The sequence below is a fragment of the Promicromonospora sukumoe 327MFSha3.1 genome, assembly GCF_000385135.1.
Classification (GTDB): Bacteria; Actinomycetota; Actinomycetes; order Actinomycetales; family Cellulomonadaceae; genus Promicromonospora; species Promicromonospora sukumoe_B.
This window is the reverse complement of record NZ_ARQM01000016.1, coordinates 107,236-133,281: the sequence shown is the minus strand read 5'-3', so window position 1 is coordinate 133,281 and position 26,046 is coordinate 107,236. Positions and strand designations below refer to the sequence as shown.

The window sequence follows — 26,046 nt, the reverse complement described above, 5'->3', positions numbered from 1 at the left end:
GACCAGCGGTCACGTCCACCGGAAGAGCTTGACGCCGAGCGGGAACAGCACCACCGTCCAGGCCAGCATGACGAGCACCTGCGCGAGGGGGAAGCCGTCGCCGAACCAGCCCGCCAGCATGCCCTGGGCAGCCGCTCCGATCGGGGTGTACTTCGAGACCTCCGACATCCAGTCGGGCATCACCGGCAGCGGCACCCAGACGCCGGAGAACAGGAGCGACGGGAAGTAGATCAGCATCCCGAGGCCCGACGCCGAGGTGCCCCGCGCGGCTCGCGCGGCGACCAGCAGGCCGAGGGAGAACATCGCGGTGGTCGCGAGCACGAAGCACAGGAGCACGACCAGCGGGTCGACGGCAGCCGGGATGCCCAGCACCGTCATGCCCCCGACGACGGCGGCCGCCGCGGCGACGAGCAGCGCCAGCACGTTGATCACCAGGTGCGCGCCGATCAGGTTCTGCGGGGGCATCGGCGTGGTCGCCAGCCGGCGCAGGACGCCCTTCTCGCGGAACGTCGCGAACTGCACGGGCATGGTGGTCAGGGAGATCGTGGCGACCGCGAGCGCCAGGACGGTCGGCATCCAGATGGTGACGGCGGGCGCGTTCTCCCACGGCAGGCCCGGATCGTCCATCGGCGTGCGGAAGTCGGGGATGACCAGGCCGAGCGCGACCAGGAGCAGCACCGGGAACACGAGCGCGAAGAACACGGCTCCCGGGTCCCGCAGCCACACCCTCGCCTCGGTGGCGAACAGGGTGCCGAAGCCGCGGGCGCTCCGCGCGGCGCTGACCGTTCCGACGGCGCTCATGCCGCCACCTCCTCGTTCTCGTCTGCCTGGTACTGCCGCCCGGTGACCTGGACGAACACGTCCTCGAGGGTGCGTGTGACGGTACGGACGTCATCGGGCACGAGCTCGGCGGGCGCCAGCGCCTGCACGACGGCGAACAGCGCCCTGCGCGTGCCCGTCACCTCGATCTCGTCGGCGGTGGTGCGGACGGCGGCGACGTCGTCGTCCTGCCGGGAGAGCAGCGTGAGGAGGTCGGCGGCCCGCCGGCGGGCGGCCGGGTCGGCGAACCGGAGCCGCACACCGCGGGACCCGTCCAGGCTCTCGATGAGCGAGGCGGGCGTGCCCTCGGTGACGACGCGCCCCTTGTCGATCACGGCGAGCCGGTCGCAGAGCCGCTCGGCCTCGTCCATGAAGTGGGTGACGAGCAGGATGGTCACCCCGGAGTCCCGGACCCGCTCGACCAGGTCCCACGTGGCGCGGCGGGCGGCGGGGTCGAGGCCGGTGGTGAGCTCGTCGAGGATGGCCACCTGCGGCTTGCCCACCAGCGCGAGTGCGATGGAGAGTCGCTGCTTCTGGCCGCCGGACAGCTTGCCGAACCGCTGCTTGCCGTGGGCGGTCAGGTCCAGGAGGTCGAGGAGCTCCGGCACGGACGCCGGGTCGGGGTAGAACGAGGCGAAGACGCGCATCGCCTCGTCGACGGTGATGTTGTCGTGCAGCGCGGCCTCCTGGAGCTGGACGCCGACGTGCTGGCGCACCGACATCGGGTCGGTCCGGGGGTTGTTGCCGAGCACCTGGATGTCGCCGCCGTCGGCTGCCCGGAGGCCGGCGAGGCACTCGACGGTCGTGGTCTTGCCGGCCCCGTTGGGGCCGAGGATCCCGAAGATCTCGCCGCGCGCCACCTGGAAGGACACGTCGGCGACCGCGGTCTTGGGGGCGGCGCCGCGGCCGGCGCCGGGATAGGTCTTGCGGAGGTTGCGGACTTCGACGACTGGGGACGTCATGGTCGCTCCTTCAAGATCGTGGGGGGTGGGTCAGACGGGACGCACCGGGACGGTGCGCAGCAGGGCGCGGAGCACGACGGCGGCGATCACGACCGCGAGGGCGGAACCGCCGAGGCCGATCAGCATGGTGGCGAGGCCCTCGCCCGGCGGTACCTCGGCGTGGTCGATGTCGGGCACGAGCTGGACGTTGGCGATGGTGCCGAACACGCCGGTCCGGGTGGCGACGTCGGCGAGCACGGCGGGCAGGGCGAGCGGGACGATGAGGAGGGTGCCCCAGGCCCCGGCGTGGCTGAAGCCGGTGCCGATGCACGCGCCCACCAGGATGTACGTGACGAGCACGAGGCCCTCGGCGGCGGCGGTGCCGAGCACGGCCAGGGGCGAGTCGAAGGGCAGCGCCCCGAGGCGGCGCCAGGTCATGCCGAGCGACGTGCTCAGCAGGCGTTCGCCGAGCAGCGCGAGCGTGGTCACGACGCCGAGGCCGCCGCCGACGACGAGCGCGCCGCGCAGCACGCCGTCGAACAGGGACCGGCGGCTGCCGCCGGCGGCGACGTGCATCGCCAGGATCCCGGAGGAGACCGTGACGCCGAGCGCGATCATGGGCCAGCGCGAGGCGCCGAGCGTCGCGTCGAGCGCGCTGATCTCCAGGTCGTTGCCGGCCGCGGCGTTGCCGACGCTGATCCCGACGGCATAGAGCGCGTAGATGCCCCAGAACCAGATGCCGATCGTGAGGCCCGAGACGCGGAGCCTCCGGGCCGCGCCGGCGACGCCGCGCAGGTGCCCGGCGCGGGCGAGCCGGGTGCGGCTCATCGCGGTCTCCTCGATGGTCGGTGTTGTCATCGTCGTCCTCCTCAGAGGGATGGCCGCAGGTGGACGGTTCGGACAGGCGTGCCGAACAGCCAGGCCGCCAGGGCGACCGCGACGGCGCCGCCCGCCAGCCCGAGCAGGACGCCGGGCAGGTTCTCCGGCCCCACGATCAGGGCCGTGACGCCGGTGTGGGTGGACAGGTCGGCCAGGGCCGCCGGGACGAGCGCGGCGAGCAGGTAGAGGGAGCCGCGCAGCGCGCCGAGCCGGTAGTAGCCGGCCGAGATCGCGGCGCCGACCAGGTAGTACGTGGCGGCGACGAGCGACTCGGACAGCACCGTCAGCGCGACGCCGGGGACGCCGTCCATCGGCAGCCCGAACTCGCGGACCCAGGGCTGGTCGAACGCGGCGAACAGCGCACGCTCGCCGAGCAGGTAGAGCGCCGTGACGAGCCCGATCAGCGCGCCGCTGACGAGGGCGCCCTGGACGGTGCCGACCGCGAGGGACCGTCGGGTGCCGCCGGCCGCGACGTGCAGCCGGAGGTAGGCCGCCGGGATGATCATGCCGAGCACCAGCAGGAACCAGCGGGACGGGCCACCCATCTGGGCGTCGAGGACCCCCTGGTCCAGGCCGGAGCCGAACCGGTCGTTGCCGATGATGACCGCGGCGGCCACGATCACGAAGATCGCCCAGTACCACGCACCGATCGTGACGACGACGCGGACCGTGACGGCGGCCGCCCGCCGGGCGCCGCGCTGGTCGGCCTCGCGGATCAGAGCTGTCGCGGCGCTCATGACGGCACGTTCCCGGAGCCGGTGAGGCGTACGAAGAGGTCCTGCACCGGCACGGAGCCGACCTCGACGCCCGCCTCGCGGGCAGCGGCTCGCTCGCCGTCCTCCAGCGCGCCCTCCAGCGTGACCTGCACGGTCGCACCGAGCTGCTGGCGGTGCAGCACGCGGCGTCCGCCCGCGATGCGCTCGACGGCGTCCTTGGTGCCGGTGAGGCTGAACCCGCGCGCCCGCATCTCGTCGGCGGGCTCGGCCAGGAGCACGCGCCCCTTGTCGATGACCACGACGTCCTCGAACAGCCGCTCGACCTCCTCGACCAGGTGGCTGGACAGCAGGATCGTGCGGGGGTGCTCGGCGTAGTCGGCGAGGAGCTCGTCGTAGAACGCGTACCGCGTGGGGGCGTCCATGCCGAGGTAGACCTCGTCGAAGATGGTCAGCGGCGCACGCGTGGCCAGGCCGATGCTGGCTCCGACCGCGGACCGCTTGCCGCGCGACAGGGCCGACGGGTTCTTGCGGACGTCGATCTCGAACAGGTCCAGCAGGCGCTCGGCCGTCTCCGCGCTCCAGTCCGGCCGCATGTCGGCGTAGTACTTGAGCGAGGTGGAGACCTTCTCGTCGGTCATCAGGTCGCCGCTCTCGCGGACGAGCTGCGTGCCGGAGGTGATCCACGGGTTCTCCCACGGGTCCTCCTGCGCGCCCTCGGGCCCGACCAGGACGCTGCCGCTGGTGGGGCGGGTGAACGCCGCCAGCAGGGAGAGCATCGTCGTCTTGCCGGCACCGTTGCGACCCAGGACGCCGGTGATGGCGCCGGGGCGGATCGTGAGCGAGGCGCCGTCGAGCGCCGTGCTCGCCTCGTCCCGGACCATGGTGCCGTTCTGCAGCACCCGGTGGCTCCTGCCGAAGTGGACGACGACGTCGTCCAGGCGGGCCCCGAAAGGTGCGGTCGTCGTCATGACTCCTCCGTGTTCTTCTTGCCGGCGCCCAGGACGTAGGCGACGACGTCCTCGGTCGGGATGCCGAGGATGTCCGCCTGCTGCAGCGCGGGCGCCAGGACCTCCTCGAAGTAGCGCTTGCGGTGGTCCGCGAGCAACCGCTCCCGCGCCTGCGGCGCGACGAACATGCCCAGACCGCGGCGCTTGTAGAGCACGCCCTCCTCGACCAGACCGGCGAATGCCTTCTGGGCGGTGGCCGGGTTGATGCGGAACGTCGTCGCGAACTGTGTGGTGGACATGACCTGTTCCTCCTCCTTCAGCTCACCGGCGAGTACCTGTGCACGGATCATCTGCGCGATCTGGATGTAGATCGGCTCGGGCCCGTCGAACACCGGCTCACCCCCTCCGTTGGTTCGTTACTCGACTAATGAACCACAGAACCAGGTGGACGCGCAAGGGGGAATGCAGAGGAGGGGCGGGGCAGACGTGTGTCTGCCCCGCCCCTCCTCGTGGCGGTCGTGCGGCCGAGGCCTACGTGTCCGCGGCCTCCGCGGCGTCGAGCGCCGCCAGCTCGGCCAGGTCGTGGGCGATGAGCTCCGCGATCTGGATGGCGTTCAGTGCCGCGCCCTTGCGCAGGTTGTCGTTGCTGACGAACAGCACCAGGCCGCGGTCGTCCGGCACGGACTGGTCCTGCCGGATGCGGCCGACCAGGGACGGGTCGGCGCCGGCCGCCGCGAGCGGCGTCGGCACGTCGGCCAGCTGGACGCCGGGGGCGTCGGCCAGCAGCTTGCGGGCCTCGTCCGGGCTGATGGCCCGGCCGAACTCGGCGTGGATCGACAGCGAGTGCCCCGTGAACACCGGCACCCGCACGCAGGTGCCGGCCACGGCCAGGTCGGGCAGGCCCAGGATCTTGCGGGACTCGTGGCGGAGCTTCTGCTCCTCGTCGGTCTCGCCCGAGCCGTCATCGACCAGGCTGCCGGCCAGCGGCAGCACGTTGAACGCGATCGGCGCCGCGTAGATCGCGGGGTCCGGCAGGTCGACGGACCGGCCGTCGTGCACCAGTCCCTCGATCTCCTGCCCGACGGCGGCGCGCACCTGCCCGGCGAGCTCGGCCACGCCGGCCAGGCCGGAGCCGGACACCGCCTGGTAGGTGGCCACGCGCAGCCGCTCCAGGCCCGCCGCCCGCGTCAGGGGCGCCAGCACCGGCATCGCGGCCATCGTGGTGCAGTTCGGGTTCGCCACGATGCCCTTGACGGCGTCGCCGATCGCGTCGGGGTTCACCTCGGACACCACGAGCGGGACCTCGGGGTCCCGCCGCCAGGCCGACGAGTTGTCGATCACCAGCGCGCCCGCGTCGGCGAACCGGGGCGCGTGCTCGCGCGACGTGCCGCCGCCCGCGGAGAAGAGGGCGATGTCGATGTCGGCGAGGTCCTCGGTCGACGTCGCGGCGACGTCCTCCACGGTCACGTCCACGCCCGCGAACGGGAGGGTGGTGCCCGCCGAGCGGGCCGAGGCGAAGAACCGGATCGCCGCCACGGGGAACTCGCGTTCCTCCAGCAGGCGGCGCATGACGGCGCCCACCTGGCCGGTGGCGCCGACGACGGCGACGTTCACGCCCTGATCGGAGATGGTGGCCATGTCAGCGCCCCGTTCCCGCGTAGACGACGGCCTCGCCGTCGGAGGCGTCGAGCTCGAAGGCGGTGTGCACGGCGCGCACCGCGTCGTCCAGCGAGTCCGCGCGGGTCACCACGGAGATCCGGATCTCCGAGGTGGAGATCATCTCGATGTTGATGCCCGCGTCGCGCAGCGCGCCGAACAGCCGCGCCGAGACGCCCGGGTGCGACTTCATGCCGGCGCCCACGAGCGACAGCTTGCCGATCTGGTCGTCGAACTGCAGCGAGTCGAAGGCCAGCTCGCCCTGCACCGCGGTGAGAGCCGCCATGGTGGCGGGGCCGTCGCCGTCGGGCAGCGTGAACGAGATGTCGGTGAGGCCCGTCGCCGCGGCCGACACGTTCTGCACGATCATGTCGATGTTGGCGCCGGCGCCGGCCACGACCTCGAAGATGCGGGCGGCCATGCCGGGCACGTCCGGCACACCGATCACGGTGATCTTGGACTCGGAGCGGTCGTGCGCGACACCGGAGATGATCGGGGCTTCCATGGCGTTCTCCTTCGACTTCTTCTCGGCCGCGACCACGCGCGTGCCGTCGTGGGCGCTGAACGAGCTGCGGACGTGCACCGGCACGCCGTAGCGGCGCGCGTACTCCACGCTGCGCAGCGCCAGCACCTTGGCGCCGCAGGCCGCGAGCTCCAGCATCTCCTCGTAGCTGACCTGGTCGATCTTCCGGGCGGCCGGGACGATGCGCGGGTCGGCTGTGAACACGCCGTCGACGTCGGTGTAGATCTCGCAGACGTCGGCGTCCAGGCCGGCGGCGAGCGCCACCGCGGTGGTGTCGGAGCCGCCGCGGCCGAGGGTGGTGACGTCGTTCGTCGCCTGCGTGACGCCCTGGAAGCCGGCCACGATCGCGACCTGCCCCCGGTTCAGTGTCTCGCGGATGCGGTGCGGCACGACGTCGACGATGCGCGCCCGCCCGTGCACGGCGTCCGTGATGACGCCGGCCTGCTGGCCCGTGTAGGACTTGGCCTTCACGCCCAGGTTGGTGATCGCCATCGCGAGCAGCGACATGGAGATGCGCTCGCCGGCGGTGAGGAGGATGTCGAGCTCCCGCTGCGGTGGGAGCGGGGTGATCTGCTGGGCGAGGTCGAGGAGCTCGTCGGTGGTGTCGCCCATGGCGCTCACCACCACGACCACGTCGTTGCCCGCTCGCTTGGCCTCGGCGATCCTCTTCGCGACGCGCTTCACGCTGCGCGCGTCCCCGACCGAGGATCCGCCGTACTTCTGCACGACAAGTGCCATGCGCCTGCCTTCCGTTGCCGGCCTCCGTCTGTCTCAACGGCCCGCCGGGTGGTTGGGTTTGCGAATCGATGGTACGACGGCGGGAATTCCGGGCGCTTCGGCGTTCACCGTGCGGGACGGCGGGTCACGCTCATGCCGTCACTGGGGCAGCTCGCGCCCGCCCCACAGCGCTGAGAGGGGCAGGGCGGCGAGCCGGTCGCCGAACGGTCGGACATGTTCACCGAGGTAGACCACGTACCCGGCCTTGAATCGCTCGCCCAGCTTGTCGCGCATCCAGGCGAGATGGGAGAACGAGTCGCTCCTCACCGAGCCGGACGCCTTGACCTCGATCCCTACGACAGAGCCGTCGCGTCGTTCGAGCACGAAGTCGACCTCACGCCCTTCGCGGTCGCGGTAGTAGGACAGGTCCGCACGCACGGCGCTGGTGGCGAGCTGCCTTGTGAGCTCCGTGAAGACGAAAGTCTCCGTGAGCATGCCGGACAGCTGGTGCCCCGGCTGGGCGACCGTGCGGGCCTCCGCACCCACCAGTGACGCGGCCAGTCCCGAATCCGTGACGTAGGCCTTGGCGGTCTTGGTCAGCCTGGAGGTCAGGTTGTTGGACCAGACCGGCAGACGCGACGTCAGGTAGACGATGTCGAGGTAACCGAGATAGTCGCGAACCGTGGGCTGGGCGATGCCGAGGCTCTGCGAGATGTCGGTGACGACCAGGCCGGAGCCCGAGCGAGCAGCGACGATCCGCAGCAGTCGCGGGACGGTGCTCACGTGACGCACGTCCGCGAAGCTCGCGACGTCCCGCAGGACGACGGTCGAGACATAGCTGTCGAACCAGTCGTCACGCAGCTCGGGACCGAGACGGATCGCCTCGGGGTATCCGCCGGCGCAGATCAGGGAGAAGTACTGCTCTCGCGTCCACACGGTCGGCAGAGTGCGCGACGTCAGCCGATCGGGTTCGAACAGCTCGGCCATCGCATCCGCATCTGTCCGGGTGAGCTCCGCCGCGCTGAGCGGCCAGAGGTCGAGAAAGACCGCGCGACCCGCCAGGGACTCGGAGAGCGTGGGGACCGTCAGGAACCGCGTCGACCCGGAGAGCACGAACTGTCCGGGGGCATCGCTCCTGTCGGTGACCGCCTTGACTGCGAGCAGTAGTCCGTCGCCGCCGCGCTGAACCTCGTCGATGATCCGGGGCGTCTCACCGAAGGCGGCGAAACTGGTCGGGTCATCACGAACGGTGCTGAGCGTCGTGGCGTCGTCCAGGGTCGAGAAGGTCCCACCCGACTCCCCGTGCAGCTCTCGCAGCAGCGTCGTCTTGCCTGCCTGTCGAGGTCCTCCCACGACGACGACCCGGAACGCACCTACGCGCCGTACGAGATCGGCAAGGGCTCGACGAGGAACGTGGTCAGACATACCGCGATCCTATCCGCGGTTTCGAAACTACACCTGCGAATCCGCGGCAGGTGTACCTACAAATCCGCGCAACCTCTACCGCAGATCTCGCGGCGGCTACCGCCCGTCCTAACCGGCGAAGACGTCCCAGGCCAGGCGGGCGATCAGGGCCCCGACCACGACGACGAAGACGACGCGGACGAACTTCGATCCCTTGGCCACGGCCATCCGGGCGCCGATGTAGGCGCCGACGAGGTTGGCCACGCCCATCCCGAGGCCGAGGGCCCAGATGACGGCGCCGCTGGGCACGAAGAAGAGCAGCGCGCCCAGGTTGGTCGCGAAGTTCACGATCTTGGCGATGGCGGACGCCGGGAGGAACGAGTACCCGAGGGCGCTGACCAGGCTGATGACCAGGAACGTGCCGGTGCCGGGGCCGAGCAGGCCGTCGTAGGCGCCGATGAGCAGGCCGATCAGGGCGGCGATGCGCCGGTGGCCGTTGCCGACCCAGCGCAGGTCGTCGTGCTGGCCGACGTTCGGCTTGAGCAGGGTCCAGGCCAGCACGCCGACGAGCACCACGAGGATGATCGGCTTGAAGAGCTGGGCAGGGATGTGCGAGGCGCCGATGGCGCCGCCGAACGCGCCGGCCAGGGCCGCGAGCGCCATCGGCCCCGCGGTGCGCATGTCGGGCTGGACGCGCCGGTAGTAGGTGATGGCGCTGGTCGAGGTGCCCATGATGCTGGCGAACTTGTTGGTCGCCAGGGCCTGCACGGGGCTGATCCCGGGCACGAGCAGCAGCGCGGGCAGCTGGATGAGACCTCCCCCGCCGACTACGGCGTCGACCCACCCGGCGGCGAGGCCGGCGAGCAGGAGCAGGACGATGGTCAGGACGTCGAGTTCGGGCACGTGTTGCATTGTGCCGCCCCGTAGGCTGACCTCTTGTGTACGAAGGCGCGGTCCAAGACCTGATCGACGAGCTCGGCCGGCTTCCCGGCGTCGGGCCCAAGAGTGCGCAGCGCATCGCGTTCCACCTGCTTGCCACGGACAACCACGAGGTCAAGCGGCTGGTCGACGCGCTCACCGAGGTGAAGCTGCGCGTGCGGTTCTGCGAGCTGTGCGGCAACGTGGCCGAGGCCGAGCGCTGCCGCATCTGCCTCGACCCGCGGCGCAGCGACGAGGTGATCTGCGTCGTGGAGGAGCCCAAGGACGTGGTCGCCATCGAGCGCACGCGCGAGTTCCGGGGCCGCTACCACGTGCTCGGCGGGGCCATCAATCCCATCGAGAACGTCGGCCCGGACGACCTGCGCATCAGCGAGCTCATGGCCCGGCTCGCGGACGGGACGGTCAAGGAGGTCATCCTCGCCACCGACCCGAACGTCGAGGGAGAGGCCACGGCGACCTATCTTTCCCGACTGATGGGCCATATGGGTATCACTGTCTCGCGGCTGGCCTCGGGTCTGCCCGTGGGTGGAGACTTGGAGTACGCGGACGAGGTGACGCTCGGTCGCGCGTTCGAAGGCCGCCGGGTTATCGCCAACGACAAGAGCATCGGCAACGACAAGTAGGTGGGGATCACGATGAGCGAGATCACGCCCGGGTCGGACCTCCGAGAGGTCGCTGACCAGGTGTCCGTACAGGCACGGACGTTCCTGTCGACGGTGACGCAGGTCGCCTCGGGCGGGATGCCCGGGGCAGAGCTCTCGCTGCTCGTGCTGGCGACGTCCGACCTGCTGGCCGCCGGGGCGCGGCTCGCGGCGATCGTGGACGTGGTGCCCAAGGAGCGTTACGAGCCGGACGCCGGCCCCGACACCGACCTCGACCCGCTGCGCGAGGCCCTGTCCAAGATGTTCGACGGGTTCGACGACTACACCGAGGTCGTGGACCCGGTGCTGGGCGAGGACGTCGGCGCCGCGTCGCTGTCCGGCGACCTGGCCTGCGTCGCCGAGGCCCTGGCGAAGGGCCTGCAGCACTTCGACGGCGGCCACGAGCTCGAGGCCCTGTGGTGGTGGCAGTTCTCCTACTTCTCCCTGTGGGGCGAGCGCGCGGCGTCGGCCCTGCGGGTGCTGCAGGTGCTGCTGGCGCACCTGCGCCTGGACGTGGAGGACGACGTCGCCGCCGAGGCGGAGTACGACGCCCTCCACTCCTGACGGTCAGGCGACGCGGGTCCCCTGCGCGAGCCGCGCGGTCGGGACCCGCAGCCGGTTCACGGCGACGATCACGCCGGCCGCGCCGAGCAGCAGGTCGAACCCGAGGCCCCACGGCCAGACGAGCTGGTCCGTCACCTGGACGGGCTCCACGGGCGACTCGGGCTGCGGGCCCTCACCCATGTAGACCCCCGTGCACCAGTCCTGCGGCCCGGAGTCGCCGGTGCGCGCGTACCGGACGCCGTACTGCAGCACGGCGAGCATGTTCTCGTCCTCGCCGAGCGTCTCCGGGTCGCCGAGCGGCTGCGCGTCGGCGACCACGACGAACGGATTGGGCGCGAGCAGCCACCACGTGTGCTCGCTGTGCCACACCTGGGTCTCCTGGGTCTGCCACTCGCACTCGGGCGCGGTGGTCTCCTCCCAGGTGTACCCGGCCTCGACGGCCCACACCCGCACGCTCTCGGTCGTGGTCGTCGCCGGGACGAGCAGGCCGAACAGGATCGGCAGCACGGCGGTGATCCCGCCGACCGTGAGGTACGTGAGCACCGCGGACCCCGAGGTCTTGGAGACCACGGCCGAGAAGCCGAGCCCGATGGCGCACACCACGCCGAGCACGAGCGCGAGCATGAGCACCGTGGTGAGCAGGGCGAGCCAGGACACGCCTCCGCCGACCAGGGCCCAGACCAGGAACGGGATGCTGGCCACGAGGAACGCGAGCGCCGCGATCCAGGCCGCGGCGAGCTTGCCGAGCACGATCTCCGCGGGCGTCAGCAGGGTGACCTGCAGCGTCGCGAGCGTGCCCGCGTTCCGGTCGCCGTTGATCGCCCCCGACGACAGGGTGGGCGCCACCAGGAGCCCGAGGAACAGCACGAAGCCGACGACGATGCTGTAGACCATCCCGCCGAAGGTCTCGTCGGTGCCGCCGTCGCCGGAGATGATGGCGAACGCCCCGGTGGTCAGCATCGTGATCAGGCCGACCACGAGGAACCAGACGATCAGCGCGGTCTTCCACCGCGTGGAGCGCACGCGCTGGCGCAGCTCCAGCACCGTGACGGTGCGCAGGCCGTGCCAGGACAGGGACCAGGTGCCGCGCGTGCCGGGCACGGGGGCCGGTGCCTGCTCCACCACTTCCACCTCAGCGCTCATCGCCGCTCCTCCTCAAGGGCCAGGTAGGCCTGCTCCAGAACGCCGCCCGCGGGGGCGAGGCTCGACACGTCGATCCCGGCCTCGACCGCCGACCGCAGCAGCGCCGCGGCCGCGGCGTCGCCGGTCAGCTCGACGAGCACCGCGGGGCTGTCCGACTCCCGGCGGTAGGCCGGGCCGTTCTCGTCCAGCCAGGCCGTGAGCGCCTCGGCGTCCAGCGCGGTCAGGCGCCACTCGCGGGGCCGGTCGCCGTCGGCCACCGACTGGGTGGCGACGGTGCGCCCGCGCGAGATGAACACGGCGTCGTCGGCCATCTCGTCGAGCTCGGTGAGCACGTGCGAGGAGACCAGCACCGTCTTGCCCTCGGCGGCCAGCCGGCGCATGAGCACGCGCAGGTCCACGCGGGAGCGCGGGTCCAGCCCGGAGGCGGGCTCGTCCAGCAGCAGGACGTCGGGGTCGTGCACCAGCGCCCGGGCGAGGCCCAGCCGCTGCTTCTGGCCGCGGGACAGGACGTGCGCGGGCTGGTCGGCGAACTCGGAGAGGTGGACCAGCTCGAGCAGCTCGCCGGCGCGGGCACGGCCGGTCGCGGCGTCGATCCGGTAGGCCGCCGCGACAGTGGTCAGCACCTCGCGCGCGGTCAGCGAGTCCCAGGTGCCGAAGACGTCCGGCATCCAGCCCGTCCGCGAGCGCGCGGCGTAGTTCTGCGTCACCGGGTCGGCCCCGGCGATGCTGATGGTGCCCGCGTCGGGCGTCAGCAGCCCCGCGAGCATGAGCAGGAGTGTCGTCTTGCCCGACCCGTTGGGGCCGATGAGCGCGGTGACCCGGCCCGGCGCGGCGACCAGGTCGACGTCGGCCACGGCGTGGACCGGTCCGAACGAACGCCGCACGCCCTGCGCGCGGATACCACCGTCTGGTGTCATGCGGGGACACTAGCGCGCCCCGCGGACCCGGGCCGTCAGGCCCCGGGATGAACCGCGCGTACGACCTGGGGATGACGTCGCAGGTCACCTACGGTGGGGAGCATGACGCTCACCCCATCCCCCTGGCTCCGCAGGACGTTCGCCGCGCCGAACGCCCTGTACCGGCACGGCCTGGGCCGCGTGCTCGGCCGGCGGTTCCTGCAGCTCACGCACGTCGGACGCCGGACCGGCGCCGCGCACACCGTGGTGCTGGAGGTGGTCCGGTACGACGCGGCGACGGGCGAGGCCGTCGTGGTCTCCGGGTTCGGCGAGGACGCCCAGTGGCTGCGCAACCTGCGCGCGAACCAGGACGCCCGGATCAGCTTCGGTCGTGGCCCGCGCCGCGCGACCGTGCGGTTCCTGGGGGCCGACGAGGCGTTCGACGCCATGACCGGGTACGAGCGACGCTACGGGATCCTGCAGCCGGTGCTGCGCCGCACCCTCACCCTGTTCGCGGGGTTCGAGTACCGCGGCACCGACGAGGACCGGCGGCGTCTGGTCGGGCGGCTGCCGCTGGTCGCGTTCCGGCCCGCTCCGCCCGACCCGGCCTGAGGTCAGTCCCGGCGCGCCTTGCCGGTGACCCGCAGCAGCTCGCGCTCGCCGAAGGCGACGTTCTGGTCGATCGTCACCGTGACGTCGTCCCCGAAGAACTTCAGCTCCAGGCGCCACTCGAACGGGGTGCCGAGGAAGATCATCCGGCCGCGCAGCGTCGACTCGTCGGCCCAGGCCGCGGCGGTCGCGACGTCGGCCGGGGCGCCCAGCAGCGCGCAGGTCGCCGGGACCCACTCGCCGTGGCCGAACCGGATGCACTGGTCCGCGCCGGCCGTCGTGAACGTCAGCTCCGTGCCGCCGTCCGCCGCTCGACCGACGGACAGTGCGCCCAGGCCGTGCGGGTTCGCCTCCAGCTCGTAGGTCACGCCGTGCAGGTCCAGCGGGGACGACGCCGCGCCCGCCGGCGTCGGCAGGGCGGTCTCGCGGGGTGCCGTTCCGGGCTCGGTCCCGGCGGGGCGCGCCCAGACGTCGTCCGGCAGCAGGGTCTCCCAGACGACGTCGAGCACGGACTGCAGGTCGGAGAGGCCGGAGGTCATGGTGATGACCAGGTCCTTCTCCGGCAGGACGACGACGTACTGGCCGAACGCGCCGTCGGCCCGGTAGGCGCCGTGCCGGCACTGCCAGAACTGGTAGCCGTAGCCCTCGTTCCAGTCGGGCCAGCCGTGCGGGCCGTTCGGCACCTGCGCGGCGGTCGCGGCCGCGACCCACTCCGCGGGGACGAGCTGTTGCCCCTGCCAGACGCCGCCCCGCAGGTAGAGCTGCCCGAACGCCGCCATCTCCTCGGTAGTGATCGACAGGCCGAACCCGCCCACGTCGATACCGTCCGGGTCCTGCTCCCAGGTGGCGTGCGTGATGCCGAGCGGCGCCAGCAGGCGCGGCGTCAGGTAGTCGAGCAGCCGCTCGCCCGTGAGCCGGTGCAGGATCGCCGAGAGCAGGTAGGTCGCGCCCGTGTTGTAGACGAAGTGCGTGCCCGGCTCGTGCTCGACGGGCTGCGCCAGGATCGCGCGCGCCCAGCCCGCGCCCGGCAGCGAGATGGTGCGGTCGATACCCTCCATCGTGGAGGCGCTGTGGCCCGTGGTCATCGTCAGCAGGTCGCGCACGCGCATGGCGCGCAGGTGCTCACCCGGGTCGGCGGGGGCATCGGCGGGCAGGAGGTCGACGACCCTGTCGTCCAGGGCGAGCAGCCCCTCGTGGACCGCGATGCCGACCGCGGTCGACGTGAAGCTCTTGCTCACCGAGAACATGACGTGCGGGCGGTCAGCCGTGTGCGGGTGCCACCAGGACTCGGTGATCACCTGACCGTGGCGCAGCACCATCAGGCTGTGCACGTCCTCCAGCGCGTCCAGGCGGTCGACGAGACGCCGCAGCGCCGCGGGGTCGACTCCCTCGGCCTCGGGGGTGGAGCGGGGCAGGATCCGCGACATGCTTGAGCACGTCCTTTCGCTGGGCGACGCGACATTCTCACCCCACGGGTTCGCGCCTGTCGACCAGCCGCCGGAACGCGCCGTCCGCGAGCGACCAGGCGCTCTCGCGACCCTCGCGTGCCCGCCCGGGTTCCGCCAGCGCCGCCTCCGCGAGACGGAGCTCGGCCTCGACGAAGTCCGGCAGGACCCGCGGCACGGCGATGGCGCCCATCTCCCGGGCGGCCGACTTGTGGCGGACCAGCTCGTCGACGGCGGCCCGGACATCGCCGGGCACCGCGGAGCCCGCGACGAGGGTGGGCAGGTCCATCGGCGGGGTGGCGCTCTCTCGCACCCGCATCCAGCGCAGCGTGACCGCCGGCCGCAGGGCGTAGAGGAACTTCTTGGCCACCCCGGTCGAGGTGTACAGGCCCAGGCTGCTCCGGCCGACGTGCAGGTAGTGGTTCATCAGCGCGCGCCCGTCCACCGTGCGGCCGGCGAGGGCCAGCAGGTCGTCGCGCACGGCGGCGTCGCCGCGATACACGATCGGCGAGCGCAGCCACTCCCCGACCGTGGCGTTCCCCTTGACCATCAGGGCGAGCGCCTTGCGCACGTCCCAGCCGTTGACGTCGAAGACCCTGTCCAGCGGCGTCTCGATCACGTCGCGCCGCGCGCGCAGGCCCAGGTAGTCGTCGACGCGGCGCACGTACAGGAACCGGCAGTCGTAGTCCGAGTCCGGCGACGGGAAGCCCCAGGCCCGGCTGCCGCTCTCGATCGCCCAGAGCACCCGCACGTCGTACTCCTGCTCGACCCGGTCCAGGCGCGCGTCGATGGCCCGGACGACGTCCGGGTCCATCGAGCCAGGGATGCTCCGCATCACCGGAAGCTAGCGCCCGGGCGGCCGCGGAGTCGTGCTCATTTCGCCGGCCCGGCTCAGCTCCGCAGCCGCTCCCTGGCCTCCATCAGCGCGAAGCCCAGCAGGTTGAGGCCGCGCCAGGCGGCCGGGTGCTCGGCGTTCTCGTTCCTGGCCCCCATCCCGATGCCCCACACCCGGTCACGCGGGCTGGCCTCGACCAGTACCCGGGACCCGGTGCGCAGCAGGAAGTCGCGCAGCTCGGGCCGGGAGGCGAACTTGTGCTCGTTGCCGCGCACCACGATCTCGAACCGCTCCCGGACCCACACCTCGTCGTCGAAGTCGCGGACCGTGCGGCCGGCGGCCTTCGCGAGCGCGGGGTTCAGGGCGTCGACCGCCGCGCGCTCGGCCTCCGGGTCGCCGAACAGGCGGGCCTTCTGCGCCATCATCCAGTGCTCGGCCGTGCGGTAGTGCACGCCGTCCACGGTGAACGGGGCCTCGAACCACTGGCTCAGGCTGCCCCGGCCGACCGTGCCGTCCGCCTCGGGCTGGTGCCCCCAGAAGTGCAGGTACTTGGGCGTCGCACCGGCATCGACGAGCACCCGGAGCTCGTCGACGGAGCGGGCGGAGGCGGGCCGGAGCGTGACGTCGTGGGACATGCCGGGAAGTGTGCCAGGAGCCACCGACACGGCCCGTGCGGGACCGGTCAGGTGGTCCGGGCGGCGGTGCGGACCGCCTGCTCCCGCATGGTCGCCGTGGTCAGCTCCACCCACCGCGCCACGACCAGCAGCTCGTCCGGGGAGAACTGCTCGGTCACCCGGGCCATGGCCTGCGCCATCTCGCCCGCAGCCTCGTTGACCTGCGGTGACGCCGGGGCGGTGGCCTCGATCACGAGCCGGCGCCGGTCCGTCTCGTGGCGGGTGCGCCGGGCGTAGCCGGCATGCTCCAGGCGATCCACCAGACCCGTGACCGCGCCCGCGGTGAGCCCCGTCCGGTCGGCGAGCTCGCGCGCCGACATCGGGCCCTCGCGGCGGATGACGCCGAGCGCCTTGTTGTCCGCGGCGGAGAGACCCATCAGGGCGCCGAGCGCCTCGTGGAACATCACGACGGCGTCGCTCAGCTCGGTACCGAGCCGCGCCCCGGGATCGGCGGGTGTTGACATGAACCCATTGTGCACTCGACGATATGGTTTAGTTCACTAAATCATTCAGTCGAGCGAACGGAGTCCGTCATGTCCGGAGCAGTCGCGATCCTTGTCGAGACCTGGCGGTTCTTCGCCCGCCACTACCTGGTCGTGCTCGCCCTCGGCGCACTCGCCTCGGCGCAGCGCTTCCTCTCGGTGAGCGGCACCGCCGACTGGGCGGGTGGGGCGGGCGGCGAGATCTTCACGGCGGTGGCCCGCATCGCCTTCGTCGTGTGGGCGGCGGCCACGCTCCTGCGCGGCACCGCCTGGCAGGGCGCCGGGGCGCGGTGGTCGGCGTGGAACACGCGGAACTGGCCGACGGTCCTGGCGACCATGGGTCTGCTGGCGCTGTTCCTCGTCGTGTTCAAGGTGATCCCCGACGCGCTGGCCGGACGGGTCGGCGGCATCGACCGGGAGACCTGGCTGGCGTGGGAGCTCGCGATCAAGAACGTCACGGTGATCCCGTTCACCATGCTGTGGATGATCATGCTCCTGGCGGTCCGCCCACTCACCTCGGCCGCCCCGGCCGAACCGGCCGGCGAGCGGGTCAGCTAGCGACGACCTCGACCTCGTAGCCGTCCTCGTTCTCCAGGTAGGCCGCGTAGTGGTCGGGCCCGCCGGCGTGCGGGTGCCGGTCGGCGAACATGAGCGACCAGCCGTGCGCGGGCGCGGCCTCGGTCAGCCGGTCCACCTCGGCACGGGTGCCGCCGTGGAACGCGAGGTGGTTCAGCCCCGGCGCCAGGCGGTCGTGCGCACCGGCCCCCATCGCGGGGCTCTGCTCGACGACGACGTAGGTGCCGTCGATGATCCAGCTCACACCGGCCGACCAGCGCTGGTGCTCGGCGTAGCCGAGCGTCGTCAGGAGCCAGCCCCAGGACACCTCGGCGCGCGCGAGAGACGGCACCCAGAGCTCGACGTGGTGCAGGCGCCCGCGGCTCACGGGGCGGCCGCCGCGATGACGCGGGTGAGGCTGCGGTGGAGCAGGCCGAGCTCCTCTGCGGACATGCCCAGGCGCTCCATGATCGCGGGCGGCACGCGCAGGGCCTGCTCGCGCAGCGCGCGACCCTCCTCGGTGAGCTCCACGGCCAGGGCGCGCTCGTCGCGCGGGTCGCGGCGCCGGGTCACGTAGCCGATCGCCTCGAGGCGCTTCAGCAGCGGGGAGAGGGTGCCGGGGTCGAGCTGCAACAGCCCGCTGAGCTGTTTGACCGACAGCGGCGACTGCTCCCACAGGGCGAGCATGACCAGGTACTGCGGGTGCGTGATGCCCATCGGTTCGAGCAGGGGCCGGTAGAGCGCGATGACGCTGCGCGAGGCGACGGCGAGGGCGAAGCACACCTGACGGTCGAGGGCCAGGAGGTCCTCGGGGTCGGGCGCGACGCCGGCGTGGGACGTGGCGGTCATGCGGCTCCTCTCGGCTCGTGACCGGGGTCGTTCTTGACCAGGCTAACAGTTGGTGTGCAAACTATTGGTACACCAACCAAATGGAGGCAGGGCATGCGCAACCGCGACGGTCTGACCCTGGGCTACCGCGTGCTGTGGCGGCTCAACTGGCTGCTGCTGCACGTGGCGGGGCCGGCCGAGCAGTCCGAGGACCGCGATCCGCGGCGCAGGCTCGAACGCGAGCGCGCCGAGAAGGTCGCCCGGTACCGGGCACAACAGGCCGAGGACTGACTGCCAGGGCTCAGTGCCCGGCCGCGGCCAGCAGGTCGCGCGACAGCGGTGCGAGCGGGTAGCTGGCGACCGGGTCCGCGGGGTCGATCCAGACGAGCTCCTCGAGCTCCGCCTGGACGGCGATCCGCTCGCTGTCGCGCAGCCGCACCCGGTAGGCGTGCGCGTCGACCACGTGGTCGGGCTCGTTCGCGGCGGGTGCGCCGAACCGCCCGATGCTCTCGATGTCGGCCGGGTCGAGCCGGACCCCGACCTCCTCCTCGAACTCCCGCAGCAGCGCCGCCAGCGGCTCCTCACCGGGCTCGATCTTGCCGCCCACCTGCATGAACGCCTGGGTACCGCGCTTGCGGACCAGCAGGTGCCGCCCGTCGGCACGCTCCACGACCGCCGCGACGATCCGCAGCGTCGTCCGGCCGTCCGATCCGCCCATGCTCTCCCCGTTCCCGCTCATGCCTGCTCCACGATCTCGTCGATCACCGTGCCACCCAGCACCTGCACCACGAGCGACACGCCCGCCAGCCCCCCGGTGACGATGTCCGGGTCGTCGTCGGACGGCTCGTCGTAGTAGTCCTGCCCGTCGCCCGGCGCCGATCCCCGGTCTGCGGTCTGCGCGGTGCGAGGGGCCGACTGCGCACCGCCGGCAGCGGCGGCGCGGGCGCGGCGCTCGGCCGCCTGCCGGAGGGCCTCCCGGGCGCTCCCGGCACCGGTGACCGGCGCGGACTGGGCCGGAGGGGCGGACTGGGCCGGAGGGGCGGACGGCGCCGACGGTGCGGCGGCCGCCGGCCGGGCGGGCCGGCTCGCCGGGGCGGAGTCCTCGTAGACCGGCTCGGGCTCCGGCATGTCGTAGTCCGCGGGCGGCTCGGTCGCGCTGGCGCCCGCCAGCCAGGCCTGGTCGGCCGCGCTGGCCGCGGACGGCGAGCGGGTCGGCTCAGGACGCCCGGCCTCGGGGCCGGACGGCGCGGGGCGGGAGGGCTCGGGACGGGACGGCTCGGACCGGGACGGCTGGGGCCGCTCGACGACCGCGACGCTCCCCTGCGCCACGACCGGTCCCGGGACCGAGGCGTTCGCCGCGGAGACGGTGGCGGTCGCGGGCGCCGAGACCGTGACGGCGCCGCCACCCGGCGCGGGCACGTCGGGCCAGTCCGGCTCGGGAGCCGCGGCGGGGGCCGGCGCCGCGACGGGAGCCTCGCCGCGCGGCTCGCCCGAGGACGGCCCGGGGCCCGGGGCGCCGCCCGAGGGGCCGCCGCCGGACGGGCCGCCGCCACCCGACGGGCCCTCGTCGAGCGTCGCCTCGACGCGCACGCGGATGCCGAGGGTCTGGTAGACCGCCTCCTCGACGGCGCTCGTGTGCCGCGCGTTGGAGAAGGCGCGGGCCAGGCCGGGCGCGCCGAAGCCGAGCTTGAGCGTGCCGCCCTCCAGGGCCGCGACCTGCGCGTTCGGGCCGACGAGCGACCACGTCACGCGGGCGGCGGCGAGGGCGCCGAGCACCTCCTGCCAGCGCCGGCGGACGGTCTCGGTGGTGACCTCGGGCTCGGTGCCGCCCGGCGGCGTGACGGCCGCCGGCGCCGGAACCGTCGCCACGGGGGCCGGGGTAGGAGCGGGCTCCGGCTCGGGCGCGGCCGGTTCCGGCGTCGTCGGCTCGGGCGCGGTCGGCTCGGGTGCCGGGGTGGGCTCCTGGGCTGCGGGCTGCTCGGCCGGAGCGGGCGGGGTGGAGGTCGGCTCCGGCGTCGGCTCCGGGTCCGGGGCCGGCGTCGGCGCCGAGGCCGCCGGCTTCTCCGCGGGCCGGCTCGCACCGGCCGGCTGCTCCGTGCGCTTCCTGCGGGCGTCGAGCACGGCCCGCGCGGCGGCGGCACCGGCGAGGCCGCTCGCCGGGGAGTCCTGGGTCGGTGCGGCCGCGCCGCCACCGCCGCCGACACCAGGCGCGGCAGCAGCCGGCGCACCCGACGCGACGATGCCGCCCCGCTCGAGGCGGTCGATGCGGGCGGCGAGGCCCGCGGCGCCGTCGTCGGCACCGGGCAGGAGCAGGCGGGCGCACAGGAGCTCGAGGTGCAGGCGCGGCGAGGTGGCGCCCGTCATCTCGGTGAGGGCCGCGTTCACGAGGTCCGCCGCCCGGGAGAGCTCGGCCACGCCGAGCCGGCCGGCCTGGGCCCGCATCCGTTCGAGCTGGTCGCTGGGGATGCCGCGCAGCACGGCGTCGGCGGCGTCGCCCGAGACCGCGATGACGATGAGGTCGCGCAGGCGCTCCAGGACGTCCTCGACGAACCGGCGGGGCTCGTGCCCCGTGGCGATGATCTGGTCCACGACCCGGAAGATCGAGCCGCCGTCGCGCGCGGCCAGCGCGTCCACGACGTCGTCGAGCAGGGTGGCGTGGGTGAAGCCGAGCAGGCCGACCGCGAGGTCATAGTCCACGACGCCGCCCGTGGCGCCCGCGATGAGCTGGTCCATCACCGAGAGCGAGTCACGCACCGAGCCGCCGCCCGCACGGGTGACCAGCGGGAGCACTCCCCCGCCGACCTCGATGCCCTCGGCGCCGCAGAGGTGCTCCAGGTAGGGCGACAGCACGTCCGGCGGCACCAGCCGGAACGGGTAGTGGTGGGTGCGCGACCGAATGGTGCCGATCACCTTGTCCGGCTCCGTGGTCGCGAAGATGAACTTGATGTGGGCCGGCGGCTCCTCGACGATCTTGAGCAGCGCGTTGAAGCCCTGCGGCGTCACCATGTGCGCCTCGTCGAGGATGAAGATCTTGTAGCGGTCGCGGGCCGGGGCGAACGTGGCGCGCTCACGCAGGTCACGTGCGTCGTCCACACCGTTGTGGGAGGCGGCGTCGATCTCCACCACGTCGAGGGACCCGGGGCCGCCGCGCGCCAGCTCGACGCACGAGGGGCACTCGCCGCACGGGGTGTCGATGGGCGACTCGGGCGTGTTCTTCGCGCAGTTCAGCGTGCGCGCGAGGATCCGGGCGGACGTCGTCTTGCCGCAGCCTCGCGGGCCGCTGAACAGATAGGCGTGGTTCACCCGTCCGCTGCGCAGGGCCTGCATGAGGGGGCCCGTGACGTGGTCCTGGCCGATCACCTCGGCGAACGTCTCGGGCCGGTAGCGGCGGTAGAGGGCGGTGCTCACCCCCGCAACGATAGACGCCACCACCGACACTGACGACGTGGCCGTCCACAGGTGGACGGCCACGTCGTCAGGTCACGGCGCGGTGCCGCCGAGGGCCTGCGGGGTGCGCCGCACGCGCGCCCGCATGACCAGGCCGGGGATCCCGGCGCCCAGGAGGAACGGGAACACGGCGAAGATCGCGAACCAGAGGAAGATCGCGAGGTAGCCGTACGCGCCGGCCCCACCGCTGGGGCTGCTGTCCGCCAGGACGAGCAGCACGATGCTGGCCACGGTCGCGACGACCACGAAGGCCAGCAGGATCACCGCGATCCAGAGGAGGGCGGTGGCCCACTTCCGGTAGGCGGGACTGATCGGCTGCGGCGCAGGCGGGTGCTGGGCCGGGTACGGGGCTTGCGGCTGGTCCGACATGGGCCACACTCTCCCACGTCAGCGCCGCAGCGCCCGTCGCGCCAGGCCGTTGCCGAGCCACTGCACCGCTTGCACGATCACCACGATGATCACCACGACGACGGCGGTCACCGCCCAGTCGTACTGCCGGTAGCCCTGCACGATCGCGAAGTCACCGAGACCACCGGCACCCAGGTAGCCGCCGATCGCGGACATGTCGAGCACGCCGACGAACAGGAAGGTGTATCCGAGGATCAGCGGCGCGAGCGCCTCCGGGACCAGCACGGTCCGCACGATCCGGAACGGCGACGCGCCCATGGCCCGGGCCGCCTCGACCACGCCGGGGTCGATCGACACGAGGTTCTGCTCCACGAGCCGCGCGAAGACGAACGTGGCCATGAAGCACATCGCGAACGTGAACGCCTCGATGCCGATCGTCGAGCCGATGACGGCACGGGTCAGCGGGCCGAGCGCCACCAGGAAGATGATGAACGGGATGGGCCGCACGATGTTCACCGCGAGGTTCAGCACGGCGAAGACGAACCGGTGCTGCAGCAGGTTGCCCGGCCGCGTCAGGTACAGCCCGAGCCCGAGCGCCAGGCCCAGGAACCCGCCGATCAGCAGGGTGATCAGCACCATGTAGGCCGTCTGGCCCGCGGCCTCCCAGAGGAGCGGGGTCAAGTAGTCCCAGTTCACAGGTCAATCCCTCCCGTCAGCCACGTCTGCCCGCCGAACGGCCCGTTCCCGGGCAGACCTTCCCCGGGCGCGCCCGGGTCCGGCGGACCGGCCGGGTCGGCGTCCGGGGCGTCCTGCTGCCCGACGCCGCGCACCTTGCGCGGGTCGGCCGCGGTGCCGTGATCGTCCACCCAGGTCACGGCGCGGAGGGCGGCCACTGCGGCCTCCACGGAGCCGCCGTCGCCGACCAGCTCCACCGTCAGCGACCCGTACGGCCGCTCCGCGACCTCGGTGATGCCGCCGAACACGACCGTGCCGTCCACGCCGTGCTCGCGCAGCGTGCGCGTGAGCACGGCCGACGAGCCGGCCACCTCGTCCACGCCGACCGTCACGATGTGCCCGGTGTGCCGCGTCCGCAGGCGAGCCAGCACCTCGGGCGAGGGCCGGTCGCGCAGCGCCGTCGCGACGAACCGCCGCGTGGTGTCGTGCCGGGGCGAGCTGAAGACCTGGTAGGCCTCCCCCACCTCGACGACGCGCCCTCGCTCCATCACCGCGACGCGGTGGCAGATCGAGCGCACCACGTCCATCTCGTGCGTGATGACGACCACGGTGATCCCGAGCTCACGGTTGACGCGCTGGAGCAGGTCCAGCACGTCGCGCGTGGTCTCGGGGTCCAGGGCCGACGTCGCCTCGTCCGCCAGTAGGATGCGCGGGTTCGTGGCGAGCGCGCGGGCGATCCCGACGCGCTGCTTCTGCCCGCCGGACAGCGTGGACGGGTACACGCCCGCCTTGTCCGCCAGGCCGACGAAGTCCAGCAGCTCGGCGACCCGCGCCTCCCGCTTGGCGCGCGGCCAGCCGGCGACCTCCAGCGGGTAGGCGATGTTCCCCGAGACGGTCCGGGAGGCCAGCAGGTTGAACTGCTGGAACACCATCCCGATCCCGGCCCGGACAGGCCGCAGCCGCGCCTCGCTCAGCGAGCCGAGCGAGACCCCGTCGACCACGACGTCGCCGCCGGTGGTCCGCTCGAGCGCGTTGATCAGGCGCACCAGCGTGGACTTGCCGGCCCCCGACTGCCCGATGACGCCGAAGATCTCGCCCTCACGGATGTCGAGGGTCACCTCGTCGACGGCGCGCACCTCTGCGCCCTTCCCCCGGCCCGGGAACACCTTGGTGGCACCCTCGAACCGGATGATGCCGCTGGTCGCCGCAGGCATCAGGAGGCGTCCTCCTGGATGCCGGCCAGGATCTCCTGCAGCTCGGCCGCGGAGTTGTCCTTGATGACACCCGTGCCGCCCGAGGCCTCGAGCACGCCCTCCTCGACCTCCGGGGAGTGGTAGATCTCGACGAGCTGCTGGAACACCTCGTTGTCGGCGTCGGCCCCGCGGGCCACCCACACGTTGATGTACGGCTCGGCGGCGGAGGAGTCCGGGTCGTCCGAGAAGATGGCGTCCTCGGAGGTCAGGTCGGCGTCGCCCACGAAGTCGTTGTTGATGATCGAGGCGTCGACGTCCTGCAGCGCGAGCGCCGTCTGGGCGGCGTCGACCGGGGTCACGGTCACCTTGGACTCGTCCTCCAGCACGTCGGCCGGCGTGGAGAACGCGCTGCCGCCGTCGCGCAGGGCGACCAGGCCGGCCTCCTGCAGCACGAGCAGCGCGCGGGCCTGGTTCGTGTCGTCGTTCGGGATGGCCACCTCGCCGCCCTCGGGGATGTCCTCCACGCCGTCGTGCTTGAGCGAGTAGAGGCCCAGCGGGTAGACGGCGGTGGCCGCGATCGGCGTGAGGTCCGAGCCGGTGGCGGTGTTGTAGTTCGCGAGGAACTGCAGGTGCTGGAACTGGTTCAGGTCCAGGTCGCCGTCGGTCAGCCCCTGGTTGGGGAGCTGGTAGTCGCTGAAGTTCACCAGCTCGACGCTGATGCCCTCCTCCTCGGCCAGGTCGGAGAACGTGGTCCAGTAGTCGTCGCCGGAGTTGACGACGCCGATGCGGACCGGGTCGTCGGCCGAGCCGGTGGCGGGCGCGGCCTCGTCGGCGCCGCCGCAGGCGCTCAGCGCGAGGACGGCCGTGACGGCGAGGCCGGTGGTCAGGACGGAGGTGAAACGAGACATGGGTGGTCCTCTCGGGCGCACGGGCGCGGGTATGCCTGTGCTCAGGATGCGGGGGGCCTGCGTCGGGCGCAGGCCGAGGGTGAAAGACGACGGCGGGCCACGGCCATCAGCAACGTGGCGAGCTCGGGACGATGCGGGGGCGGTCCTGGACGGACCGCGGGAACGTGCGGCGCTGTCAGCGCTCGCGCATTCGCCCGCCGCGCACGCGGCCGCGACACATCGCGTCGCGACAGGTGCGCGACGTCGTTGCGGAGGTCCGGGTGCGGGTCATGCGGACATCGTGCGTCACCGGACGACGTCGAAGCCAATCCCTGCGGGGTAAATCCCACGATGCGGACCAAAATCCGTCCACATGGTGGCGGGCCCGCCAGATTCCGGGCAAGAAAGGACCCCCCGCACACCCACCAGAGCTCACTTACCCTTGCTGCCTTCCGGCCCTGGGGGAGTTCGGCGAGATGGTGCCGCACGAGGGGTCTGCCGCAAGCCTAACCGATCCGGACGCCCGGACCGAACCGGGCAGAACCCGCTGTTCGCCACCTCACATCGACCCACCCGGATTCCGATTCGTTGTCCGAGCACGGCGTCCGGTATCCTCGTCAGGCCGCGCCAGACTCCGGTCCGTGGTCGCGCGCCTGCCGTTGTGCGGCGCGCGAGGAGGATTCGCCTAGTGGCCTATGGCGCACGCTTGGAAAGCGTGTTGGGTTAACGCCCTCGGGGGTTCGAATCCCCCATCCTCCGCAGTTTCGATGACGCGGGACATCACCGATGTCCCGCGTCATCGTCGTTTCCGGGCCGGTCCAGCGCCCGCGCGGCGGCGTCGACGACGGCGAGCGCCTCGCCCAGGGCCGCGAGCCGGTCCGCGCCGAGGCCGCCGAAGATCCGGCGCAGGATCTCGTCACCCGCAGCCTCCCCGGCGGCAAGCGCGCGAGCACCCTCCCCGGTCATGGTCACGACCTTGGCCCGGCGGTCGGCGTCGTCCGACGTCCGGCGCACCAAGCCGTCTCGCTCCATGACCTCGACCGCCTGGGTGACCGAGCGCGCTGCGTACCCGAGCTCGGCAGCCAGCCCCGCCTGCCGGATCGGGCCGCTCCGGGCAAGCGCCTGCAGGATCTTGGTCTGCGCCAGCGACACCCCGCCCCCGGCCAGGTGCTCGTCCACGGTCCGCCGCAGCCGCGCCGACGTCGTCAGGTAGCGCAGGCCGATCTCGCCGGCGTCGACCGTCTCACCCATATCCGCTCCCATTTTCGTGAGGTACCTCAGCA

30 protein-coding genes, 1 tRNA gene and 1 other RNA gene are annotated in these 26,046 nt (G+C 72.6%); 6 read left to right on the top strand and 26 right to left on the bottom strand.

Annotated elements, in window-relative coordinates:
* Positions 1 to 9: 9 nt before the first annotated feature.
* The 10 genes from H291_RS0125570 to H291_RS0125525 all read right to left on the bottom strand — a co-directional run bounded on the left by H291_RS0125570 (position 10) and on the right by H291_RS0125525 (position 9,514).
* Positions 10 to 801 carry an ABC transporter permease gene (locus H291_RS0125570; RefSeq protein WP_020017878.1) on the bottom strand — a complete coding sequence of 264 codons (792 nt, stop codon included), beginning with the start codon at positions 799 to 801 and terminating at the stop codon, positions 10 to 12.
* Positions 798 to 1,781 (bottom strand): ABC transporter ATP-binding protein, encoded by a 984-nt coding sequence (locus H291_RS0125565; protein WP_020017877.1) that lies wholly within the window; start codon positions 1,779 to 1,781, stop codon positions 798 to 800. The genes H291_RS0125570 and H291_RS0125565 overlap by 4 nt, the downstream gene beginning before the upstream one ends.
* Positions 1,782 to 1,811: 30 nt before the next feature.
* On the bottom strand, positions 1,812 to 2,618 hold the full coding sequence (locus H291_RS0125560) for a hypothetical protein (RefSeq protein ID WP_020017876.1): 807 nt from the start codon (positions 2,616 to 2,618) through the stop codon (positions 1,812 to 1,814).
* Positions 2,619 to 2,629: 11 nt separating this feature from the next.
* The gene (locus H291_RS0125555; RefSeq protein ID WP_020017875.1) at positions 2,630 to 3,376 is read right to left on the bottom strand and encodes a hypothetical protein; all 747 of its coding nucleotides are present in this window, start codon (positions 3,374 to 3,376) and stop codon (positions 2,630 to 2,632) included.
* Complete coding sequence (locus H291_RS0125550; protein ID WP_020017874.1) at positions 3,373 to 4,323, bottom strand: ATP-binding cassette domain-containing protein; 951 nt, start codon at positions 4,321 to 4,323, stop codon at positions 3,373 to 3,375. Before H291_RS0125550 ends, H291_RS0125555 begins: the two co-directional genes overlap by 4 nt.
* Positions 4,320 to 4,694, bottom strand: coding sequence for a GntR family transcriptional regulator (locus H291_RS0125545; protein ID WP_020017873.1), 375 nt, complete (start codon positions 4,692 to 4,694; stop codon positions 4,320 to 4,322). Before H291_RS0125545 ends, H291_RS0125550 begins: the two co-directional genes overlap by 4 nt.
* A gap of 139 nt (positions 4,695 to 4,833) precedes the next feature.
* Positions 4,834 to 5,940, bottom strand: coding sequence for an aspartate-semialdehyde dehydrogenase (locus H291_RS0125540; protein WP_020017872.1), 1,107 nt, complete (start codon positions 5,938 to 5,940; stop codon positions 4,834 to 4,836).
* A gap of 1 nt (position 5,941) precedes the next feature.
* Entirely contained in the window at positions 5,942 to 7,219 is a 1,278-nt protein-coding gene (locus H291_RS0125535) for an aspartate kinase (protein WP_026366136.1), read from the bottom strand.
* Positions 7,220 to 7,357: 138 nt separating this feature from the next.
* On the bottom strand, positions 7,358 to 8,623 hold the full coding sequence (locus H291_RS0125530) for an ATP-binding protein (protein WP_026366135.1): 1,266 nt from the start codon (positions 8,621 to 8,623) through the stop codon (positions 7,358 to 7,360).
* Positions 8,624 to 8,731: 108 nt separating this feature from the next.
* Positions 8,732 to 9,514: a TSUP family transporter gene (locus tag H291_RS0125525; protein ID WP_026366134.1), complete on the bottom strand. Its 783-nt coding sequence runs from the start codon at positions 9,512 to 9,514 to the stop codon at positions 8,732 to 8,734.
* Positions 9,515 to 9,540: 26 nt separating this feature from the next.
* On the opposite strand from H291_RS0125525, the gene recR reads away from it, so the two are divergent.
* Positions 9,541 to 10,164, top strand: a complete 624-nt coding sequence (gene recR, locus H291_RS0125520; RefSeq protein WP_020017868.1) for a recombination mediator RecR — start codon at positions 9,541 to 9,543, stop codon at positions 10,162 to 10,164.
* 12 nt (positions 10,165 to 10,176) lie between these two features.
* Positions 10,177 to 10,746, top strand: a complete 570-nt coding sequence (locus H291_RS0125515; protein ID WP_026366133.1) for a DUF5063 domain-containing protein — start codon at positions 10,177 to 10,179, stop codon at positions 10,744 to 10,746.
* 3 nt (positions 10,747 to 10,749) lie between these two features.
* Here the strand turns inward: H291_RS0125515 and H291_RS0125510 are convergent, their stop codons facing one another.
* Positions 10,750 to 11,889: an ABC transporter permease gene (locus H291_RS0125510; RefSeq protein WP_026366132.1), complete on the bottom strand. Its 1,140-nt coding sequence runs from the start codon at positions 11,887 to 11,889 to the stop codon at positions 10,750 to 10,752.
* Positions 11,886 to 12,806, bottom strand: coding sequence for an ABC transporter ATP-binding protein (locus H291_RS0125505; protein ID WP_026366131.1), 921 nt, complete (start codon positions 12,804 to 12,806; stop codon positions 11,886 to 11,888). The genes H291_RS0125510 and H291_RS0125505 overlap by 4 nt, the downstream gene beginning before the upstream one ends.
* A 102-nt stretch (positions 12,807 to 12,908) precedes the next feature.
* On the opposite strand from H291_RS0125505, the gene H291_RS0125500 reads away from it, so the two are divergent.
* Positions 12,909 to 13,397 carry a nitroreductase family deazaflavin-dependent oxidoreductase gene (locus H291_RS0125500; protein ID WP_020017864.1) on the top strand — a complete coding sequence of 163 codons (489 nt, stop codon included), beginning with the start codon at positions 12,909 to 12,911 and terminating at the stop codon, positions 13,395 to 13,397.
* Between the two features lie 2 nt (positions 13,398 to 13,399).
* On the opposite strand, the gene H291_RS0125495 is transcribed toward H291_RS0125500, so the two are convergent.
* The 4 genes from H291_RS0125495 to H291_RS0125480 are packed head-to-tail and all read right to left on the bottom strand — an operon-like array spanning position 13,400 to position 16,812.
* Entirely contained in the window at positions 13,400 to 14,821 is a 1,422-nt protein-coding gene (locus H291_RS0125495; protein ID WP_020017863.1) for a serine hydrolase domain-containing protein, read from the bottom strand.
* Positions 14,822 to 14,858: 37 nt separating this feature from the next.
* Complete coding sequence (locus tag H291_RS0125490; protein WP_020017862.1) at positions 14,859 to 15,674, bottom strand: nucleotidyltransferase domain-containing protein; 816 nt, start codon at positions 15,672 to 15,674, stop codon at positions 14,859 to 14,861.
* Positions 15,675 to 15,730: 56 nt separating this feature from the next.
* Positions 15,731 to 16,309 carry an NADAR family protein gene (locus H291_RS0125485; RefSeq protein WP_020017861.1) on the bottom strand — a complete coding sequence of 193 codons (579 nt, stop codon included), beginning with the start codon at positions 16,307 to 16,309 and terminating at the stop codon, positions 15,731 to 15,733.
* A 47-nt stretch (positions 16,310 to 16,356) separates the two neighbouring features.
* The gene (locus tag H291_RS0125480) at positions 16,357 to 16,812 is read right to left on the bottom strand and encodes a MarR family winged helix-turn-helix transcriptional regulator (protein WP_020017860.1); all 456 of its coding nucleotides are present in this window, start codon (positions 16,810 to 16,812) and stop codon (positions 16,357 to 16,359) included.
* A gap of 69 nt (positions 16,813 to 16,881) precedes the next feature.
* Between H291_RS0125480 and H291_RS0125475 the strand changes: the two genes are divergently transcribed.
* Entirely contained in the window at positions 16,882 to 17,388 is a 507-nt protein-coding gene (locus tag H291_RS0125475; protein WP_020017859.1) for a hypothetical protein, read from the top strand.
* Here H291_RS0125475 and H291_RS0125470 read toward each other — a convergent pair.
* Together H291_RS0125470 and H291_RS0125465 are read right to left on the bottom strand one after the other, a co-directional pair.
* The gene (locus H291_RS0125470; protein ID WP_020017858.1) at positions 17,381 to 17,773 is read right to left on the bottom strand and encodes a VOC family protein; all 393 of its coding nucleotides are present in this window, start codon (positions 17,771 to 17,773) and stop codon (positions 17,381 to 17,383) included. The genes H291_RS0125475 and H291_RS0125470 overlap by 8 nt on opposite strands.
* A complete protein-coding gene (locus H291_RS0125465) occupies positions 17,770 to 18,234 on the bottom strand; it encodes a MarR family winged helix-turn-helix transcriptional regulator (RefSeq protein WP_020017857.1) in 465 nt (154 codons plus the stop codon). The genes H291_RS0125470 and H291_RS0125465 overlap by 4 nt, the downstream gene beginning before the upstream one ends.
* A gap of 93 nt (positions 18,235 to 18,327) precedes the next feature.
* On the opposite strand from H291_RS0125465, the gene H291_RS34330 reads away from it, so the two are divergent.
* Positions 18,328 to 18,504, top strand: a complete 177-nt coding sequence (locus tag H291_RS34330; protein ID WP_020017856.1) for a hypothetical protein — start codon at positions 18,328 to 18,330, stop codon at positions 18,502 to 18,504.
* Between the two features lie 10 nt (positions 18,505 to 18,514).
* Here H291_RS34330 and H291_RS0125455 read toward each other — a convergent pair whose 3' ends face one another.
* From H291_RS0125455 to ffs, 7 genes are all read right to left on the bottom strand, one after another.
* Complete coding sequence (locus H291_RS0125455) at positions 18,515 to 18,952, bottom strand: NUDIX hydrolase (RefSeq protein ID WP_020017855.1); 438 nt, start codon at positions 18,950 to 18,952, stop codon at positions 18,515 to 18,517.
* Positions 18,949 to 21,621, bottom strand: a complete 2,673-nt coding sequence (locus tag H291_RS0125450) for a DNA polymerase III subunit gamma and tau (protein ID WP_020017854.1) — start codon at positions 21,619 to 21,621, stop codon at positions 18,949 to 18,951. The genes H291_RS0125455 and H291_RS0125450 overlap by 4 nt, the downstream gene beginning before the upstream one ends.
* A 72-nt stretch (positions 21,622 to 21,693) precedes the next feature.
* Positions 21,694 to 22,029 (bottom strand): hypothetical protein, encoded by a 336-nt coding sequence (locus H291_RS31680; protein ID WP_020017853.1) that lies wholly within the window; start codon positions 22,027 to 22,029, stop codon positions 21,694 to 21,696.
* An 18-nt stretch (positions 22,030 to 22,047) separates the two neighbouring features.
* Positions 22,048 to 22,704, bottom strand: coding sequence for a methionine ABC transporter permease (locus H291_RS0125440; protein WP_020017852.1), 657 nt, complete (start codon positions 22,702 to 22,704; stop codon positions 22,048 to 22,050).
* Positions 22,701 to 23,897 carry a methionine ABC transporter ATP-binding protein gene (locus H291_RS0125435; protein ID WP_020017851.1) on the bottom strand — a complete coding sequence of 399 codons (1,197 nt, stop codon included), beginning with the start codon at positions 23,895 to 23,897 and terminating at the stop codon, positions 22,701 to 22,703. Before H291_RS0125435 ends, H291_RS0125440 begins: the two co-directional genes overlap by 4 nt.
* Positions 23,897 to 24,784, bottom strand: coding sequence for a MetQ/NlpA family ABC transporter substrate-binding protein (locus tag H291_RS0125430; RefSeq protein WP_020017850.1), 888 nt, complete (start codon positions 24,782 to 24,784; stop codon positions 23,897 to 23,899). The genes H291_RS0125435 and H291_RS0125430 overlap by 1 nt, the downstream gene beginning before the upstream one ends.
* A 381-nt stretch (positions 24,785 to 25,165) precedes the next feature.
* An RNA gene (gene ffs / locus H291_RS33525) (signal recognition particle sRNA small type) lies at positions 25,166 to 25,262 on the bottom strand.
* A 175-nt stretch (positions 25,263 to 25,437) separates the two neighbouring features.
* On the opposite strand from ffs, the gene H291_RS0125425 reads away from it, so the two are divergent.
* Positions 25,438 to 25,522: transfer RNA gene (locus H291_RS0125425), tRNA-Ser, on the top strand.
* A gap of 21 nt (positions 25,523 to 25,543) precedes the next feature.
* Here the strand turns inward: H291_RS0125425 and H291_RS31675 are convergent.
* Entirely contained in the window at positions 25,544 to 26,014 is a 471-nt protein-coding gene (locus tag H291_RS31675) for a MarR family winged helix-turn-helix transcriptional regulator (protein ID WP_020017849.1), read from the bottom strand.
* Between the last annotated feature and the right edge of the window lie 32 nt (positions 26,015 to 26,046).

Coding starts and splice junctions, on each gene's coding strand:
- H291_RS0125570 (WP_020017878.1), bottom strand. CDS start 801: ATGAGCGCCGTCGGAACGGTCAGCGCCGCGCGGAGCGCCCGCGGCTTC.
- H291_RS0125565 (WP_020017877.1), bottom strand. CDS start 1,781: ATGACGTCCCCAGTCGTCGAAGTCCGCAACCTCCGCAAGACCTATCCC.
- H291_RS0125560 (WP_020017876.1), bottom strand. CDS start 2,618: ATGACAACACCGACCATCGAGGAGACCGCGATGAGCCGCACCCGGCTC.
- H291_RS0125555 (WP_020017875.1), bottom strand. CDS start 3,376: ATGAGCGCCGCGACAGCTCTGATCCGCGAGGCCGACCAGCGCGGCGCC.
- H291_RS0125550 (WP_020017874.1), bottom strand. CDS start 4,323: ATGACGACGACCGCACCTTTCGGGGCCCGCCTGGACGACGTCGTCGTC.
- H291_RS0125540 (WP_020017872.1), bottom strand. CDS start 5,940: ATGGCCACCATCTCCGATCAGGGCGTGAACGTCGCCGTCGTCGGCGCC.
- H291_RS0125535 (WP_026366136.1), bottom strand. CDS start 7,219: ATGGCACTTGTCGTGCAGAAGTACGGCGGATCCTCGGTCGGGGACGCG.
- H291_RS0125530 (WP_026366135.1), bottom strand. CDS start 8,623: ATGTCTGACCACGTTCCTCGTCGAGCCCTTGCCGATCTCGTACGGCGC.
- H291_RS0125525 (WP_026366134.1), bottom strand. CDS start 9,514: ATGCAACACGTGCCCGAACTCGACGTCCTGACCATCGTCCTGCTCCTG.
- H291_RS0125515 (WP_026366133.1), top strand. CDS start 10,177: ATGAGCGAGATCACGCCCGGGTCGGACCTCCGAGAGGTCGCTGACCAG.
- H291_RS0125510 (WP_026366132.1), bottom strand. CDS start 11,889: ATGAGCGCTGAGGTGGAAGTGGTGGAGCAGGCACCGGCCCCCGTGCCC.
- H291_RS0125505 (WP_026366131.1), bottom strand. CDS start 12,806: ATGACACCAGACGGTGGTATCCGCGCGCAGGGCGTGCGGCGTTCGTTC.
- H291_RS0125500 (WP_020017864.1), top strand. CDS start 12,909: ATGACGCTCACCCCATCCCCCTGGCTCCGCAGGACGTTCGCCGCGCCG.
- H291_RS0125495 (WP_020017863.1), bottom strand. CDS start 14,821: ATGTCGCGGATCCTGCCCCGCTCCACCCCCGAGGCCGAGGGAGTCGAC.
- H291_RS0125490 (WP_020017862.1), bottom strand. CDS start 15,674: ATGCGGAGCATCCCTGGCTCGATGGACCCGGACGTCGTCCGGGCCATC.
- H291_RS0125485 (WP_020017861.1), bottom strand. CDS start 16,309: ATGTCCCACGACGTCACGCTCCGGCCCGCCTCCGCCCGCTCCGTCGAC.
- H291_RS0125480 (WP_020017860.1), bottom strand. CDS start 16,812: ATGTCAACACCCGCCGATCCCGGGGCGCGGCTCGGTACCGAGCTGAGC.
- H291_RS0125475 (WP_020017859.1), top strand. CDS start 16,882: ATGTCCGGAGCAGTCGCGATCCTTGTCGAGACCTGGCGGTTCTTCGCC.
- H291_RS0125465 (WP_020017857.1), bottom strand. CDS start 18,234: ATGACCGCCACGTCCCACGCCGGCGTCGCGCCCGACCCCGAGGACCTC.
- H291_RS34330 (WP_020017856.1), top strand. CDS start 18,328: ATGCGCAACCGCGACGGTCTGACCCTGGGCTACCGCGTGCTGTGGCGG.
- H291_RS0125455 (WP_020017855.1), bottom strand. CDS start 18,952: ATGAGCGGGAACGGGGAGAGCATGGGCGGATCGGACGGCCGGACGACG.
- H291_RS31680 (WP_020017853.1), bottom strand. CDS start 22,029: ATGTCGGACCAGCCGCAAGCCCCGTACCCGGCCCAGCACCCGCCTGCG.
- H291_RS0125435 (WP_020017851.1), bottom strand. CDS start 23,897: ATGCCTGCGGCGACCAGCGGCATCATCCGGTTCGAGGGTGCCACCAAG.
- H291_RS0125430 (WP_020017850.1), bottom strand. CDS start 24,784: ATGTCTCGTTTCACCTCCGTCCTGACCACCGGCCTCGCCGTCACGGCC.
- H291_RS31675 (WP_020017849.1), bottom strand. CDS start 26,014: ATGGGTGAGACGGTCGACGCCGGCGAGATCGGCCTGCGCTACCTGACG.